The sequence below is a fragment of the Aeromicrobium sp. REDSEA-S38_B2 genome (assembly GCF_001628525.1).
GTDB classification, from domain to species: Bacteria; Actinomycetota; Actinomycetes; order Propionibacteriales; family Nocardioidaceae; genus Aeromicrobium; species Aeromicrobium erythreum.
The window spans coordinates 1-15,311 of sequence record NZ_LUNH01000033.1 but is presented as its reverse complement, the minus strand read 5'-3'; the positions used below and the strand labels follow the sequence as shown (position 1 = coordinate 15,311).

Annotated in this window: 17 protein-coding genes; 11 read left to right on the top strand and 6 right to left on the bottom strand. The window is 72.8% G+C overall.

Annotated elements, in window-relative coordinates; genetic code table 11:
* Positions 1 to 16 precede the first annotated feature (16 nt).
* Positions 17 to 1,402, bottom strand: a complete 1,386-nt coding sequence (locus A6Q81_RS08255; protein WP_083516286.1) for a WS/DGAT/MGAT family O-acyltransferase — start codon at positions 1,400 to 1,402, stop codon at positions 17 to 19.
* A gap of 113 nt (positions 1,403 to 1,515) precedes the next feature.
* On the opposite strand from A6Q81_RS08255, the gene A6Q81_RS08250 reads away from it, so the two are divergent.
* From A6Q81_RS08250 to fdhD, 5 genes are all read left to right on the top strand, one after another.
* Positions 1,516 to 2,640, top strand: coding sequence for an alpha/beta hydrolase (locus tag A6Q81_RS08250; protein ID WP_067855816.1), 1,125 nt, complete (start codon positions 1,516 to 1,518; stop codon positions 2,638 to 2,640).
* Between the two features lie 114 nt (positions 2,641 to 2,754).
* Positions 2,755 to 5,181, top strand: a complete 2,427-nt coding sequence (locus A6Q81_RS08245; protein WP_286690143.1) for an FdhF/YdeP family oxidoreductase — start codon at positions 2,755 to 2,757, stop codon at positions 5,179 to 5,181.
* A complete protein-coding gene (gene mobA, locus A6Q81_RS08240) occupies positions 5,178 to 5,753 on the top strand; it encodes a molybdenum cofactor guanylyltransferase (protein WP_286690142.1) in 576 nt (191 codons plus the stop codon). The genes A6Q81_RS08245 and mobA overlap by 4 nt, the downstream gene beginning before the upstream one ends.
* Positions 5,753 to 6,037, top strand: coding sequence for a DUF6457 domain-containing protein (locus A6Q81_RS08235; protein ID WP_286690141.1), 285 nt, complete (start codon positions 5,753 to 5,755; stop codon positions 6,035 to 6,037). Before mobA ends, A6Q81_RS08235 begins: the two co-directional genes overlap by 1 nt.
* Entirely contained in the window at positions 6,034 to 6,855 is an 822-nt protein-coding gene (gene fdhD / locus A6Q81_RS08230; RefSeq protein WP_286690140.1) for a formate dehydrogenase accessory sulfurtransferase FdhD, read from the top strand. Before A6Q81_RS08235 ends, fdhD begins: the two co-directional genes overlap by 4 nt.
* A 30-nt stretch (positions 6,856 to 6,885) precedes the next feature.
* On the opposite strand, the gene A6Q81_RS08225 is transcribed toward fdhD, so the two are convergent.
* Positions 6,886 to 8,403 (bottom strand): OFA family MFS transporter, encoded by a 1,518-nt coding sequence (locus tag A6Q81_RS08225; RefSeq protein ID WP_286690139.1) that lies wholly within the window; start codon positions 8,401 to 8,403, stop codon positions 6,886 to 6,888.
* A 159-nt stretch (positions 8,404 to 8,562) separates the two neighbouring features.
* On the opposite strand from A6Q81_RS08225, the gene A6Q81_RS08220 reads away from it, so the two are divergent.
* Genes A6Q81_RS08220 through A6Q81_RS08205 form a run of 4 tightly spaced genes read left to right on the top strand, consistent with a single transcriptional unit; the run spans position 8,563 to position 12,003 of the window.
* Positions 8,563 to 9,840 (top strand): magnesium transporter MgtE N-terminal domain-containing protein, encoded by a 1,278-nt coding sequence (locus A6Q81_RS08220; RefSeq protein ID WP_067855802.1) that lies wholly within the window; start codon positions 8,563 to 8,565, stop codon positions 9,838 to 9,840.
* Complete coding sequence (locus tag A6Q81_RS08215; protein ID WP_083516285.1) at positions 9,833 to 10,459, top strand: DUF1003 domain-containing protein; 627 nt, start codon at positions 9,833 to 9,835, stop codon at positions 10,457 to 10,459. The genes A6Q81_RS08220 and A6Q81_RS08215 overlap by 8 nt, the downstream gene beginning before the upstream one ends.
* Positions 10,460 to 10,508: 49 nt before the next feature.
* The gene (locus A6Q81_RS08210) at positions 10,509 to 11,675 is read left to right on the top strand and encodes an Mrp/NBP35 family ATP-binding protein (protein ID WP_067855800.1); all 1,167 of its coding nucleotides are present in this window, start codon (positions 10,509 to 10,511) and stop codon (positions 11,673 to 11,675) included.
* A gap of 19 nt (positions 11,676 to 11,694) precedes the next feature.
* Positions 11,695 to 12,003 carry a sec-independent translocase gene (locus A6Q81_RS08205; protein WP_286690152.1) on the top strand — a complete coding sequence of 103 codons (309 nt, stop codon included), beginning with the start codon at positions 11,695 to 11,697 and terminating at the stop codon, positions 12,001 to 12,003.
* A 54-nt stretch (positions 12,004 to 12,057) separates the two neighbouring features.
* Here A6Q81_RS08205 and A6Q81_RS08200 read toward each other — a convergent pair whose 3' ends face one another.
* Positions 12,058 to 12,924 carry an anti-sigma factor gene (locus A6Q81_RS08200; protein ID WP_067855794.1) on the bottom strand — a complete coding sequence of 289 codons (867 nt, stop codon included), beginning with the start codon at positions 12,922 to 12,924 and terminating at the stop codon, positions 12,058 to 12,060.
* Positions 12,924 to 13,514, bottom strand: a complete 591-nt coding sequence (gene sigE, locus A6Q81_RS08195; RefSeq protein WP_067855790.1) for an RNA polymerase sigma factor SigE — start codon at positions 13,512 to 13,514, stop codon at positions 12,924 to 12,926. The genes A6Q81_RS08200 and sigE overlap by 1 nt, the downstream gene beginning before the upstream one ends.
* A 284-nt stretch (positions 13,515 to 13,798) precedes the next feature.
* Here sigE and A6Q81_RS08190 point away from each other — a divergent pair, with 284 nt between their 5' ends.
* Positions 13,799 to 14,335, top strand: coding sequence for an O-methyltransferase (locus A6Q81_RS08190; protein ID WP_317698812.1), 537 nt, complete (start codon positions 13,799 to 13,801; stop codon positions 14,333 to 14,335).
* Positions 14,336 to 14,390: 55 nt separating this feature from the next.
* On the opposite strand, the gene A6Q81_RS08185 is transcribed toward A6Q81_RS08190, so the two are convergent.
* Both A6Q81_RS08185 and A6Q81_RS08180 read right to left on the bottom strand, forming a co-directional pair.
* Positions 14,391 to 14,720, bottom strand: a complete 330-nt coding sequence (locus A6Q81_RS08185; protein ID WP_236749831.1) for a hypothetical protein — start codon at positions 14,718 to 14,720, stop codon at positions 14,391 to 14,393.
* 17 nt (positions 14,721 to 14,737) lie between these two features.
* Positions 14,738 to 14,899, bottom strand: a complete 162-nt coding sequence (locus tag A6Q81_RS08180; RefSeq protein ID WP_019145023.1) for a DUF3117 domain-containing protein — start codon at positions 14,897 to 14,899, stop codon at positions 14,738 to 14,740.
* Positions 14,900 to 14,995: 96 nt separating this feature from the next.
* Between A6Q81_RS08180 and A6Q81_RS08175 the strand changes: the two genes are divergently transcribed.
* Positions 14,996 to 15,311, top strand: a 316-nt coding sequence (locus A6Q81_RS08175; RefSeq protein WP_286690138.1) for a hypothetical protein, incomplete at its 3' end; no start/stop codon positions are given.

The following is a 15,311-nucleotide window of genomic DNA, read 5'->3' as shown; positions in this document are numbered from 1 at the left end:
CGACGGCGTCGCCGACTCATCCCCAGGCGGTCTCCAGCTCGGCCAGCGACGTCTCCAGGTGCGTGAGCAGCCGCTGCAGGTGCGGCACGCTCGTGCGGCAGCCGATGATGCCGAAGTCGAGGTACTTGTCGCGGCTGCAGAGCGTGACGTTCACGGCCTGTCCGTCGAGCACGATCGAGACCGGGTAGAGCCCGTCGAGCTGGGCGCCGTTGAAGTACATCGGCTGCTTCGGACCGGGCACGTTGGAGATGACCACGTTGAACGGCGGGTGCGTCATGCGCACGAAGCCCGGGACGGGCGTGAGCGCGAGCGGCGCCATCTGCAGCGCCGAGAAGGCGAGGATCTGGATCGGGGTCAGCCCGCCGAGGATCTTCTTCGCGCGTCGCGAGGAGTAGGCGATCTCCTCCAGGCGGGTGGCACCGTTCTCGACGTCGGTCGCGAGGTTGACCACGATGACGCCCACGGAGTTGCCGCCGTCGCCCGCCTGGCCCGCCGACTCGGCGCGCAGCGCGAGGGAGACCGGGACCATCGCGGTCATCGGCTCGTCCGGCAGGGCGTTCTGCTCGAGCAGGTACTCGCGCAGCGCACCGGAGACCATCGCGAGCACGACGTCGTTGAGGGTCGTCGCCGACGACTTCGCGACCCGGCGGATCCGTTCGATCTCCCACGACTGCGCGGCGAAGCGACGCGCCCCGCCCACCGGTCCGTTGAGGATCGTGCGCGGCGCCCGCGGAAGGGTGACGTCGCCCTCGCGGACGATCTGGTTGACGATCTTCATCGACGCGGGCAGGAGACCGGCGACGTCCTCCGCGACCGAGAGTCCGCCCCGCAGCAGGCCGAGCGGGTCCGGGAAGCGCCGGGCGACCTCCGACGACGGACGCCGGCGCGGGGCCAGCGCCCACGGGGGCACGCAGTCGCGGGCGTCCGGGTCGTCGCTGAGGCTGCGCTGCAGCAGCCGCAAGGCCGAGACGCCGTCGACCATCGAGTGGTGGATCTTGCTGTACACGGCGAACCGGCCGTCCTGGAGGCCCTCGACGACGTGCGCCTCCCAGAGCGGTCGGTGCCGGTCCAGCAGCGACCCGTGCCAGCGCGACGTCAGCTGCAGGAGCTCGCGGATGCGTCCCGGCGGCGGCACCGCCGAGTGCCGCACGTGGTAGTCCAGGTCGATCGCACCGTCCTGGGCCCACCACGTCTGTCCGGCCAGCCCGACCGGCTCCGCCGGCCGCTTGCGGAAGGTCGGCGAGACCTCCTGCACCGATCGGAACCCCTCCACGAGCTCGCGCACGAACTCCGGCCCGGCGCCCTCCGGCGGCCGGAACAGCTGCAGCCCACCCACGTGCATGGGGTGCTCTCGGGACTCCGCCAACAGGAACATGGAGTCCGTGGGGGGCATGAAGGGCATGCGATCAATCTCCTGCGGCAGACGGGGCGGTGGCGCTAACGTAACGATTTCGTGTGGCGTAGGTCACCGGGTGTGACATATTCGTGAACGTCGCATGACGAGGGGAGAGTCCGATGGTCAGCACGAGGGAGCGCAGCACGGCTCGTACGCACGGTGCCGGGCACCTGGCGGTCGCCGCCGACGCCCGGTACTTCGAGGGCGCCAGCCTGCAGTCGCGGGCTCTCGGCCTCGGACTGCGGCACACCGTGCGTCCCGTCCTCGACCTCTGGACGCGGCTGCCGTTCGACCTGTTCCCGCCGAACCTGCTGGAGCACGCCGCCCGGCTGCTGCCCGTCCACGAGGGCACCAGCTGGCGGACCGTCGACCTCGCGCGCTGCGGCAGCGAGCTGCTCTCGGCCAAGGACGTGCGCGACATCCACGGCGGCAACCCGCGCGTCATCCTCTACTTCCACGGCGGGGCCTTCCTGACCTGCGGGCTGAACACCCATCGTCGGCTCGTCTCGCGCATCTCGCACGCCTCCGGCCAGCCCGTGCTCAACGTCGGCTACCGGCAGATGCCGTACGAGCCGATCGCCGAGTCGGTCGCCGACGGCGTCGACGGCTTCCGCTGGCTGCTCGAGCAGGGCTACCGGCCCGAGGACGTGACGATCGCCGGCGACTCCGCCGGCGGCTACCTCGCGTTCAGCGTCGCGCGCGCCGTGCTCGACCAGGGGCTCGGCCGCCCGGCGGGCGTCGTGGCCATCTCGCCGCTGCTCGACGTCGACGTCGCGCGCAAGCGCCAGCACCGCAACGCCGACCGCTGCCAGACCTTCCCGCTGCGGGCGCTCGAGAAGTTCACCGACGTCGCGCTGCGCATGGACACCCGCCGCGGCATCAACGGCCAGCGGGTCTGCCCCGTCGACATGCCGCTGGAGGACATGCCGCCGGCGCTGATCCAGATCGGGTCCCGCGAGATCCTGCTCGCCGACGCCGAGCACATGGCCGCACGCCTGGTCCAGGCCGGGGTGCCCGTGGACCTGCAGGTGTGGGACCGCCAGGTCCACGTCTTCCAGGCCGCGGCCTCGTGGGTGCCGGAGGCGCGGGCGGCGATCGAGGAGATCGGCGACTTCGTGACGGGCCTGGCCGACCAGGACTCCGCCGCCGACGGCTCGCGCGGCACCGCCACCAGCACGACCGCCGCCACCACCACGGGCGCAACCGCCCGCCGCGGTCGACGCACGGGCGTCGCGGCGGTCTGAGCCCACCGCGACGGCCCCGACGTCGCCGCGTCCGAGCCCTCGTGCGACGGGCGCCCCTGCGGTCCAGCGGGTACGGTCGAACGTGACCGCAGGCACGCACCGGGAGGCAGCATCGTGAGCAACGGGACGGCAGGGCCGGGCACCGCACCGGTCGTCGAGGGGTTCGGCGCGCAGGACGACAGCGAGCTGGAGATCCACTCCCCCAAGGACGCGGCGGCGGGCGTCACGGCGGTCAAGGTGTCGATGGAGCGCGCGCTGTCCCACATGGGTCCGAAGCGCACCGCCCAGACCCTGCTCAAGCTCAACCAGGCCGACGGGTTCGACTGCACGTCGTGCGCCTGGCCCGACCCCGACCCCGAGGCCCGGCACACGGCCGAGTTCTGCGAGAACGGCGCGAAGGCCGTCGCCGAGGAGGCCACCACGGACCGGGCGACGCCCGAGGTGTTCGCCCGCTACTCGATCGCCGAGCTCGACTCCCACGACGAGTACTGGCTGGGCCAGCTCGGCCGCATCACGCACCCGATGGTCAAGCGACCCGGCGGCACGCACTACGAGCCCATCGAGTGGGACGACGCGTTCGCCCTCGTCGCCGAGCACCTCAACGGTCTCGCGTCCCCCGACGAGGCCGTCTTCTACACGTCCGGGCGCGCGTCGAACGAGTCGGCGTTCACCTACCAGCTGTTCGTCCGCGCGTTCGGCACGAACAACCTGCCCGACTGCTCGAACATGTGCCACGAGTCGACGAGCGTCGCGCTCGCGGAGTCGATCGGCATCGGCAAGGGCAGCGTGAGCCTGCGCGACCTCTACGACGCCGAGCTGATCGTCATCGCCGGGCAGAACCCCGGCACGAACCACCCGCGCATGCTCTCGGCGCTGGAGATCGCGAAGCGTCGCGGCGCCAAGATCCTCGCGATCAACCCGCTGCGCGAGGCCGGACTGGTCAACTTCCGCAACCCGCAGAAGCCGAGGGGCGTCGTGGGTCGCGGCACCGACATCGCCGACCTGCACCTGCCCGTGCGCATCAACGGCGACCTCGCCCTGTTCCAGGCGTTCGGCCACCTGCTCGAGCAGTGGGGCGCGATCGACCGGGAGTTCGTCGAGCAGTACACCGACGGCTACGACGCGTGGGTCGAGCACGTGCGCGCCCTCGACTGGGACGTCGTGCTGGCCGCCACCGGCCTCTCCCGCGAGCTGATCGAGCGCGCGGCACGGATGATCGAGGCCTCCGGCGCGACCATCTACTGCTGGGCGATGGGCCTGACGCAGCACCGCAACTCCGTGGCCACCATCAAGGAGGTCACGAACCTCGCGCTCGTGCGTGGCGACATCGGCAAGCGCGGCGCCGGCCTGTGCCCGGTGCGCGGCCACTCCAACGTGCAGGGCGACCGCACGATGGGCATCTGGGAGAAGTCGCCCGACACCTTCCTCGACGCGCTCCAGGCCGAGTTCGGCTTCGACCCGCCGCGCGAGCACGGGCTCGACGTCGTCGACGCCGTCCGCGCCCTGCGCGACGGGAAGGCCAAGGTGTTCATGGGTCTCGGCGGCAACTTCGTGCACGCCGTCTCCGACACCGACGTCGCCGCCGACGCGCTGCGCAGCGCCGACCTCACGCTGCACGTGTCGACCAAGGTGAACCGCTCGCACCTGGTCACGGGCGACACCGCGCTCATCCTGCCGACCCTGGGACGCACCGAGGTCGACGAGCGGGCCACCGGTCCGCAGTTCGTCTCGGTCGAGGACTCGATGTCGTCGGTGCACGCCTCGCGCGGACCGCTCGAGCCGGCCAGCCCGCACCTGCGCTCGGAGACGGCCATCGTCTGCGGCATCGCCCGGGCGACGCTGCGCCAGGCCGACGGCACCGACCGCCACGGCATCGACTGGGACGCGATGGCGGAGGACTACAGCATCATCCGCGGCCACATCTCCCGCGTCGTGCCCGGCTGCGAGGACTACGAGCGCAAGGTCGACCGACCCGGCGGCTTCGTGCTCCCGCACCCACCGCGCGACTCCCGCTCCTTCCACACCTCCACGGGCAAGGGTCGGATCGCGGTCTCGCCGGTCGAGGTGCTGCACGTGCCGGAGGGGCACCTGCTCCTGCAGACGCTGCGCAGCCACGACCAGTTCAACACCACCATCTACGGGATGAGCGACCGCTACCGCGGCATCGAGAACGGCCGACGCGTCGTCCTCGTCCACCCCGACGACATCGAGGCGCTCGGCTGGCGCGACGGTGACGTGGTCGACCTCGTCACCCACTGGACGGACGACGACGTCGACCGGGTCGCCCCCGGGTTCCGGATCGTCTCCTACGAGACCCCGCGCGGCACGGCGGCGGCCTACTACCCGGAGACGAACCCGCTGGTGCCGCTGGACTCCGTCGCCGAGCACAGCAACACGCCGACGTCGAAGTCGGTCGTCGTCCGGCTCGTCCCGACCGCCGTCGGCGGCGTGGGCGAGGGCGCGGACGGGTCGCAGCACCCGGTCGGCGCGGACGGCGAGCACCGGTCGCGCCCGCAGCCGGAGCCCCTGCACCTGTCGTGACCGCCTCCACCCCGAGTCGCTCCCTCCAGGCCGTGGTCCTGGCCGGTGGCACCAGCCAGCGCTGGGACGGCCAGGACAAGACCCAGCTCGTCGTCGGCGGCAGGCCCCTGCTCGACCACGCGCTCGCGGCGCTGCCCGACGACACCGAGGTCGTCGTCGTCGGGCCGCCGCGCCCGACGTCGCGCCCGGTCGGGTGGACGCGGGAGGAGCCCGCCGGCTCGGGACCCGCGGCCGGCGTCCAGGCCGGGCTGCGGGCACTCGCGCCGGGCGCGCCCGTCGTGGTGCTCGCCGCCGACCTGCCCCGGGCGGCCGAGCTCGTCGACGCCCTGCTGGACGCCCCACGCCCAGGCGGGGCGCTCGTCGTGGCCGACGGCACGGGCCGGGCCCACTGGACCTCGGCACTGCTCTCCGCGGAGGCCGCCGACGTGGTGCGCGGGCTGCCCGACCTCGTCGACGCGTCGCTGCGACGCCTCTTCGACCACCTCGACGTCACGCTGGTCCCCTCCCCCGACGGCGCCACGCACGACCTCGACTCCCCCGCCGACCTCGACGCCCTGCAGGAGGACCATTGATGAGCGACCGCGACGAGACGATGCTGGCCTGGTGGCGCGAGCTGTGCGCCGAGCTGGGCGTCGACGACCCGGGCACCGACGTGGAGCGGGTCCTCGACCTGGCCGCCGTCGCCGCGCACGCGGTCGTGCGCCCCGCGGCCCCGCTCACCACGTTCCTGGCCGGCTACGCGGCGGGGCTGGCGGGCGGTGGGGACGACGCCGTCCGTCGCGCCGTCGCGCAGGCCCAGCTCCTCGCCGAGGTCCGCGGCGGCGACCAGGACGACAGCAGCGGGTCGCCCTCATGACCAAGCCCGTCCAGCGACGCCGGATCCAGCACGTCGAGGTCGGCGTGGGCGTGACGCCGCGGCACGACTCGCTCGCCGCCGAGGAGCCGCTCGAGATCCGCGTGGCCGGCGCGTCGTTCGCGGTGACCATGCGCACCCCCGGCCACGACTTCGACCTGGTGGCCGGCTTCCTCGTCTCCGAGGGCGTCGTGGCGCGCACCGACCAGCTGCACGCCATGCGGTACTGCGCACCGGAGCAGGACGAGAACACCTACAACGTCATCGACGTCGGCGTCAGCGGTCCCGGAGCGCACGTCGCGGCCAGCCGCGAGCGGCACGTCTACACGTCGAGCTCGTGCGGCGTGTGCGGCCTCGCGTCGATCGACGCCGTGGCGACGACGTCGGCGTTCGACGTGTCCGCAGACGACGTGCGGGTCGACGCCGCCGTCCTGGCCGCGCTGCCCGACCGGCTGCGCGAGCAGCAGGCGGTCTTCGAGCGCACGGGCGGGCTGCACGCGGCGGGACTGTTCGGCACCGACGGCACGCCGCTGGTGGTCCGCGAGGACGTGGGCCGGCACAACGCCGTCGACAAGGTCGTCGGCCAGGCGCTGCGCGAGGACCGCCTCCCGCTCACCGGCACGGTGCTGCAGGTGTCGGGACGGGCGTCGTTCGAGCTGGTCCAGAAGGCGGCCATGGCCGGCATCCCGGTGCTCGCCGCGGTGAGCGCGCCGTCGTCGCTCGCGGTCGACCTGGCCGACCGGCTCGGTGTGACCGTGGTCGGCTTCTCGCGCGGCAGCAGCTTCAACGTCTACACCCGTCCCGAGCGCGTCGTCGCCTGACCGACGCGCCCGGGTCGGGCGCTGCGGCGCTCAGAACAGGGCCGAGGCCTTCACGACGGTCTCGTAGACGCCGTAGACGAGCGGGATGCCGACGACGAGCCACGCCACCACCGCGAGCGGCGTGACGCCCTCGGCCGTCGTGTCCTCGCCCTGCACGGAGGCCGGCGGGTGCTCGGCCGTCGGCTCCGTGCTGTGGGGCTCGTGGAAGCGCGACGCCACCGGCCGCACCAGCAGGTTGGCGACGAAGCCGACGGCCAGCACGCCGACCATCGTGAGCAGCGCCGGACGGTAGTCGGCCGCCGTCAGGGCGCCGGGCTCGCCCCTGGCGTCGAGGAAGCCGTTGACGATCAGCGGTCCCGCCACGCCCGCCGCGGACCAGGCGGTCAGCAGCCGGCCGTGGATCGCGCCGACCTGGAAGGTGCCGAACAGGTCGCGCAGGTACGCCGGGATGGTCGCGAAGCCGCCGCCGTAGAAGCTGAGGATGAACCCGGCGAGGACGACGAACAGCACGGTCGAGCCCGAGCCGCCGAGCGCGAGCGTCGCGTAGAGCACGATGCCCACGCCGAGGTAGAGGACGTAGATGTTCTTGCGGCCCACGACGTCGGACGTCGACGACCACACGAACCGGCCCGCCATGTTGCACAGCGACAGGAAGCCCACGAAGCCGGCCGCGGCGGCTGCGGCCACCGTCGAGTCCTGGCCGTCGCGGAAGAAGTCCTGGATCATCGGCGCGGCCTGCTCCAGGATGCCGATGCCGGCGGTCACGTTGCAGAACAGCACCACCCAGAGCAGCCAGAACTGCGGCGTGCGGACGGCGTTGTTGGCCGAGACGCTCTCCGTCGTGACGAGCGCCTTCTTCTTCGCGGTCGACGGGTCGAACCCACGCGGCGCCCACCCGTCCGCCGGCACCCGCACGAGCCATGCACCGAACAGCATGACGACCAGGTACACGAGTCCGAGCGTCACGAACAGCTTCGCCACCGCCGAGCCGGAGGCCAGGCCGGTGGCGGTGTCGTAGGACGAGTCGTACCAGCCGAGCAGCGTGCTCGAGAGCGGGCTCGCGATCATCGCGCCACCACCGAAGCCCATGATGGCCATGCCGGTCGCGAGGCCGGGGCGGTCCGGGAACCACTTGATGAGGGTCGAGACCGGCGAGATGTAGCCGATGCCCAGGCCGATGCCGCCGATCACGCCGTAGCCGAGGTACAGCAGCCACAGCTGGCTCGTCGCGATGCCGAGCGCTCCCACGAGGAAGCCGGTCGCCCAGCAGGTGGCGGCCGCGACCATGGCGCGGCGCGGCCCGCCGGTGTCGACCCAGGTGCCGAACACGGCGGCCGAGACGCCCAGCATGACGATGGCGATCGAGAACACGACGCCGACGGCGGTCAGGCTGGTGTCGAAGTGCTCGACCAGCGAGGCCTTGTAGACGCTGGTCGCGTAGACCTGCCCGATGCACAGGTGCACCGCCAGCGCGGCCGGCGGGATGAGCCAGCGGTTGAAGCCGGGGCCGGCGACGGTGCGCTCCCGGGCCAGGACGCTCGTGGACATGGTTCCCCCTCGTCGGATCGGACGGCCGGACCGCCTGTGACGTGCGTCTCGAAGCGTACGAGAGGACGCGCCGGTCCGCGCGTCGGGCGCCGGTCGCGACGTCCCGCCGGCGACAGGTCGGCGACGTGCCGGGCGACGTCGAGCCTCTACCCTGGGCACGTGACCTCGAGCCCCGGACGCATCTTCCTGTCGCGCATCGTCGGGCAGGACGTCTTCGACCCCGCGGGCGACCAGGTCGGCAAGCTGCGCGACGTCGTGGTGGCGCTGCGCGGCCCGCGCCGACCGCGCGTCGTGGGCCTCGTCGTCGAGGTGCTCGGGCGGCGCCGGGTGTTCCTGCCGATCGGCCGCGTGACGTCGCTCGACTCCGGCCAGGTCATCACGACCGGCGTGCTCAACATGCGCCGCTTCGAGAAGCGGAGCACCGAGACGCTGGCGATCCACGAGCTGCTCGACCGCACCGTCACCCTGCCCGACGCCCGCACCGGCACCGTCTACGACCTGGCGATGGAGCAGGACACCCGCCGCGACTGGTACCTCGGCTCGGTGGCCGTCCAGGAGTCGGGCAAGCGGTTCGGACGTCGCGGCGCGACCCACGTGGTCCAGTGGGACGAGGTCACCGGTCTCGTCGGCCAGGAGCCCGGCCAGGGCGCCACCCACCTGCTCGCCACGATGGACGAGATGCGCCCGGCCGACCTCGCGAACGCGCTGCTCGACCTGCCGACGAAGCGACGCGCCGAGATCGTCGGCGAGCTCGTCGACGAGCGGCTCGCCGACGTCCTGGAGGAGCTGCCCGACAGCGTCCAGGTGGAGGTGCTCGGCGTCCTCGACCCCGAACGGGCGGCCGACGTCCTCGAGGAGATGGACCCCGACGACGCCGCCGACCTGCTCGGCGAGCTGCCCCCTGCCACGTCGGAGCAGCTGCTCGCGCTCATGAAGCCCGAGGACGCCGAGGACGTGCGGCGCCTGCTGACCTACGAGGACCGCACGGCCGGCGGCATGATGACGACCGAGCCGGTCATCCTCCCGCCGGACGCGACGATCGCCGAGGCGCTGGCCCGGCTGCGCGAGCCCGAGCTGGGACCGGCGCTCGCGTCGATGGTCTACGTGTGCCGGCCGCCGCTGGAGACGCCGACCGGCCGCTTCCTCGGCATCGTGCACTTCCAGGCCCTGCTCCGCGAGCCGCCGTCGACCCTCGTCGGGGGGCTCGCCGACAACGACATCGACTGGCCCCGGCCCGACGCCAGCCTCGAGCACGTCGCGAACCTGCTCGCGTCCTACGACATGCTCGCGCTCCCTGTGGTCGACGAGACGAGCCACCTGCTCGGCGTCGTCACCATCGACGACGTCCTCGACCACCTGCTGCCCGAGGGCTGGCGCGAGCGCGACAGCGACCGCGCCGCGAGCGACGCGGCGCAGGGGGTGGGTCTGCGTGGCTGAGCGCTCCCGCGACGGCGGGCGGCACGACCGCGAGCAGGCGCGTCGCGACCGCGAGCAGGCCCGCCGCGACCGCGACCGCCTCGACCAGCCCCGCGAGCGCGGACGGCGACGCTCGCTGCGGCCGCGCTCGGGCGACACCGACCGCTTCGGCCGCTTCGCCGAGTCGTTCGCCCGCTACATGGGCACGGCACGCTTCCTCATCTGGATGACGATGCTCATCCTCGTCTGGGTCGTGTGGAACGTGCCCTACGGCCCCGAGCGGCCGCGCTGGGACGAGTACCCGTTCATCTTCCTCACGCTCATGCTGTCGCTGCAGGCCTCCTACGCGGCGCCCCTGATCCTGCTCGCGCAGAACCGCCAGGAGGCGCGCGACCGCGTGCAGCAGGAGCAGGACCGTCGTGCCGACGCCCAGTCGCACGCCGACATGGAGTTCCTCGCCCGCGAGGTCGCGAGCCTGCGGCTCGGCCTCGGCGAGGTCGCCACACGCGACTTCCTGCGCTCGGAGCTGCGCGACCTGCTCGAGTCGCTGCAGGAGCAGCCCGACGACGGCGACGACACCGGCTCCGAGGCCGGCCCGGACGGTCGCGGGCGGGGCCGCTCCGGCCCGCGCGGTCACTGAGGCTCGCCTGCGGCACACCGCCGCGGGGGTCGCCCGTACGATGGGAGTCATGGCTTCCGTCCCCACCGAGGAGCAGGTCCGCGAGGCTCTCGCCAGCGTGGTCGACCCCGAGATCAAGCGTCCCGTCACTGAGCTCGGCATGGTCGACACCGTCACGATCGACGACACGTCGATCACGGTCCGGCTCCTGCTCACCGTCTCCGGCTGCCCGCTGAAGGACACGCTGACGCGTGACACCACGGCCGCCGTCGAGAAGATCGCCCCCACGCACACGGTCCACGTCGACCTCGGCGTCATGACCGACGAGCAGCGCAAGAGCATGCGCGAGATGCTCCGGGGAGGCCAGACCGAGCGCGAGATCCCCTTCGCCCAGCCCGGCTCGCTGACCAAGGTGTACGCCATCGCGTCCGGCAAGGGCGGTGTCGGCAAGTCGTCGGTCACAGTCAACCTGGCCGTCGCCATGGCCCGCAGCGGCCTGAAGGTCGGCATCGTCGACGCCGACATCTACGGCCATTCGATCCCCGACATGATGGGCGTCGGCGACCGTCGGCCCACCCAGGTCGACGACATGATCCTGCCGGTGCCGGTCGAGGTCCCCGACTCCCCCGCGGCGCCGGACGTCAAGGTCATGAGCATCGGCATGCTGAAGCCCAAGCGCGACCAGGTCGTCGCCTGGCGCGGCCCGATGCTCGACCGTGCGCTCGTGCAGATGCTCAGCGACGTGTTCTGGGGCGACCTCGACGCGCTGCTGCTCGACCTGCCGCCCGGCACGGGCGACATGGCCATCAGCCTGGGCCAGCACCTCGCCAACGCCGAGGTCGTCGTCGTCACCACGCCGCAGCAGGCCGCCGCGCAGGTGGCCGAGCGTGCCGGCACGATGGCCTCGATGATGCACCAGCGCGTCGTGGGCATCGTCGAGAACATGTCCTACCTCATCACCCCCGGCGGCGAGCGCCTCGAGGTGTTCGGCAGCGGCGGCGCCGACGCGGTCGCGAAGACGCTGGGCGAGCGGCTCGGGCACGACGTGCCGGTGCTCGGCAAGGTGCCCCTGGAGGAGCAGCTGCGGGTCGGCGGCGACGACGGCCGTCCGATCGTGGCCACCCACCCGGGCAGCGAGTCGGCGAAGGTCCTGCAGCAGGTGGCGGACACGCTCACCGGACGCTCCCGAGGCCTGGCCGGCATGCAGCTGGGTCTCGCCCCCGTCGGTCGACTCTGAGGCACCCGACGTGCTCGGGATGGGCTGGCCGGAGATCGGTCTGATCCTCGTGGTCGGTCTGCTGCTGTTCGGGCCCGACAAGCTGCCCGGCATGGCCAAGCAGGCCGGGCAGTTCGTCCGCACCGTCCGCCAGATGGCCGACAACGCCAAGAACGACCTCGGGCGCGAGATGGGTCAGGACTTCTCCGATCTGAACCTGCGCGACCTCGACCCGCGCGAGGTCGTCCGCCGGCACGTCCTCGACCAGCCCGACGAGCCCGCGCCCGTGCGTCAGGACCGCATCCTGCGTCCCGGCGAGGTCCCGCCCCACGACGACGAGGCCACCTGAGCCGGCGCCCGCTCCCTGCGGGGACGGCGCGGGACCTGGTGGTCCCGGCCGGGCTCAGACGGTCAGCCAGCCGGTGAGCCGATCGAGCCCGTGTCCGACGCGCTCGCGCAGACCGGGCCGCGGCGCGGCGGCCGGGAGGTCGCCGAGGGCGGGCACGAGCCGGGCATCGTCCACGTCGGTCACGACCGTGTAGACGACGCCCTCGGCGTCCCACACGACGGTCCGCATCCCTGGCTGGTCCCGCACCCACACCTCGTGGTCGCCGAGCTGCTGCTGCGCGAAGCCGTGCAGCCGGTCGGTGTCGAGCGCGCCGGTCTGCTCGTGCAGCTCCAGGCGTCCTGTGCCGTCGGTGTAGGTGAGGCTGACGGCGCCCTCGGCCTGCAGGCGCCCCTCGACCCGTTCGAGGTCGTGGCCGAGCGTGCCGTGGCAGGGCCACCCGTTGGCCGTCAGGTCGGCCATGCGGGCGGTGGTCATGACGTCCTGCCCGCTGCTCGCGGGGCGGACGACGTCACCGCCGCCCACGGCCGTCCGGAAGTCGGCGGCGTACGCATCGACCGGCGGCACCACCGCGTCGCCGAGACCACGGCCGGGCGCGCCGGCCACGTAGGCCATCAGCATGACGGCGAGCGAGGCGCCGACCACGACGCCGCTCGCGCCCCAGACGGCCGAGTGGAGCACCCGCGTCCAGAGCGGCGGGGGCTGGGGCGCCGGGGTGCGGGGCAGCTCCGAGAGCGAGGCCAGCAGCGACGCCGGCGGCCGGACGTCGGACGTCGCCTGCATGCGCATCTTCAGGTGCCGCTGCTGCGCGACGGCCTCGCGGCAGCGCGCGCAGTCCTGGACGTGACGCGAGGCCGCCTCCGTGGCGTCGGGCGAGAGCTGCCCGTCCACGAAGGCGGCGACGTCGGCGTCCAGGTGGGCCATCAGGCTCCCAGGGCTCCGAAGACACGGGTACGGCCGGCGGTCGGCGCGCGGTGAGCCAGCGCCTGGCGCAGCTGGGTACGCCCACGGTGGATCCGGGACCGGACGGTGCCGATCTTGACGCCGAGGACGTCGGCGATCTCCTCGTACGACAGGCCCTCGACGTCGCACAGCACGACCGCGACGCGGAACTCCTCGGTGAGCGAGGACAGGGCGGCCTCGATGTCGGGGTCGAAGCCGGCGTCGTGCACGAACGCCTCGGGCAGCTGCTCGCGGCCCTCGAGGCGGTCCTCGGCGCCGTCGGTGAAGCCGTCCATGCGCAGCTTGCTCGAGCGGCGCACGCGGTCGAGGAACAGGTTGGTCGTGATCCGGTGGATCCAGCCGTTGAAGTTGCCCGGCTCGTAGCGGTCGAGCGAGCGGAACACACGCACGAAGACGTCCTGCGTGAGGTCCTCGGCGTCCTGACGGTTGCCGGTGAGCCGGTAGGCGAGGCGGTACACCCGCGGGGAGTGCTCCTCCACGATGCGGTCCCAGGACAGGTCGGCACCCGTCTCCAGGGTCGCGGCCTGCATGCTCACGTCGTCGTCCTTCATGTCGTCGATCGTCGCGTCGTCTCCTGAGAGAACGCCCAGAGGACGCTGACGGTTCCCTCTCGATCATCCCCGGTCCCCCAGGGGGCGCGACACGGATGCCGCCCGGCGGTGCAGCGGCACGGGAGGGCCTGCGCTCACTATGCTTCTGACCGAGCCGGTACCCGTCCGGCCCGGTCAGCCGAGGAGCCATCATCACCAGCGAAGCGAGCCTGCAGTACGTCGAGGGCTACCAGGACGAGGACGACCACCTCGCCGAGGCGCGTCGACGCGCGGACGAGGTCGGCGTGACCCCGATCGGTCCGGCCGGCGGCGCCACCCTGCGCTTCCTGGCCTCCGTGCTCGACGCCCGCGCGGTCGCCGAGGTCGGCACCGGCACCGGTGTCTCGGGCCTGTGGCTGCTGCGCGGCATGGCGCCCGACGGCGTCCTCACGTCGGTCGACCTCGAGGCCGAGCACCAGCGGCACGCCCGTCAGGTGTTCTCCGCAGCCGGCTTCGCACCGCAGCGCTTCCGCCTCATCGCGGGTTCGGCGCTCGACGTCATGCCCCGGCTCACCGACGACGGCTACGACCTCGTGTTCGTCGACGGCGACAAGGTCGAGTACGGCGAGTACCTGGAGCAGGCCCTGCGCCTCGTGCGCCCCGGTGGCGTCGTCGTGTTCGACAACGCGCTCTGGCACGACCGCGTGGCCGACCCGGAGCGTCGTGACGCCGAGACGGTCGCGATCCGCGATCTGCTCACGCAGGCGGCGACCGACGAGCGCCTGGTGCCCACGCTGCTGCCCGTCGGCGACGGCCTGCTGGCCGCGCGCCGCGTGGGCTGACCCGCCCCCGGCCGTCGGGCCGGGCGCGGGTCCAGTGCCTGCAGGACAGCTGGGATCAGCGCTCGAACGAGGCCGAGGACCGGAAGCCCGCCGGTCCCCGCACGACCGCGACGATCTCGCACGCCTCGATCAGCTCGGGCTCGCGCCCGATGATGGTGGTGCCGGGGAGGTCGGCGCGGCCGTCCTCCATGGCCTGCTGGAACGCCTCGCGCGACCGCGCGTCGACGAACACGTAGGTCCCCTCGAACCACTCGTCCTCACGGGCGCGCCACGACTTGAAGCGCAGCCCTTCCAGACCCGCGAACTTCGCGAAGCTGACGTCCTCGACGTACTCGCGCAGACGCTCGAGGGTCCCTGACGGGGCGCCGGCCAGGGACCAGCGCATCGTGAGACCGTACAAGCTCAGACAGCCTTGAGGGCGTCGCCGAGGGTGGCCGCCTCCTCGTTGTTGAGCTCGACCACCAGACGTCCTCCGCCCTCGAGCGGGACGCGCATGACGATGCAGCGCCCCTCCTTGGTGACCTCCATCGGTCCGTCACCGGTGCGAGGCTTCATGGCCGCCATGGGTTCCCCTTCCATTCGGTGACCGCCGTCCGGTCTCCTCAGACGCCTAGTATCTCTCATGCCCCCTTCTCAGTTCCAACCGGCACGAAGGACCTCGTGACCCCTCCCGCTCCCGACGGCGCTCCCCCGGCCACCGACGGCGTCGTCGCGCTCGACCCGAGCTCGGGGGCGCTCGGCTCCGTGCCCCCGCACGAGCAGGTCCGCGCCGCGCTGACCACGCCGGGCCTGCGGGCGCTCCTGCTCGTGGTCGACGGCTCGACCGTCTGGTCCGACGCGTCGGTGGTCGCGGTGGCCGATGCGTCCGTCCCGGTGGTCGCGGTGCTGCGCGGCAGGGTCGAGGGCCATGCGGCGGCGGTGGCGCTGGCGGCGGGCCTGCGGGTCGCCTCCCGCGACGTCGTGCTGCGGGTCGAGC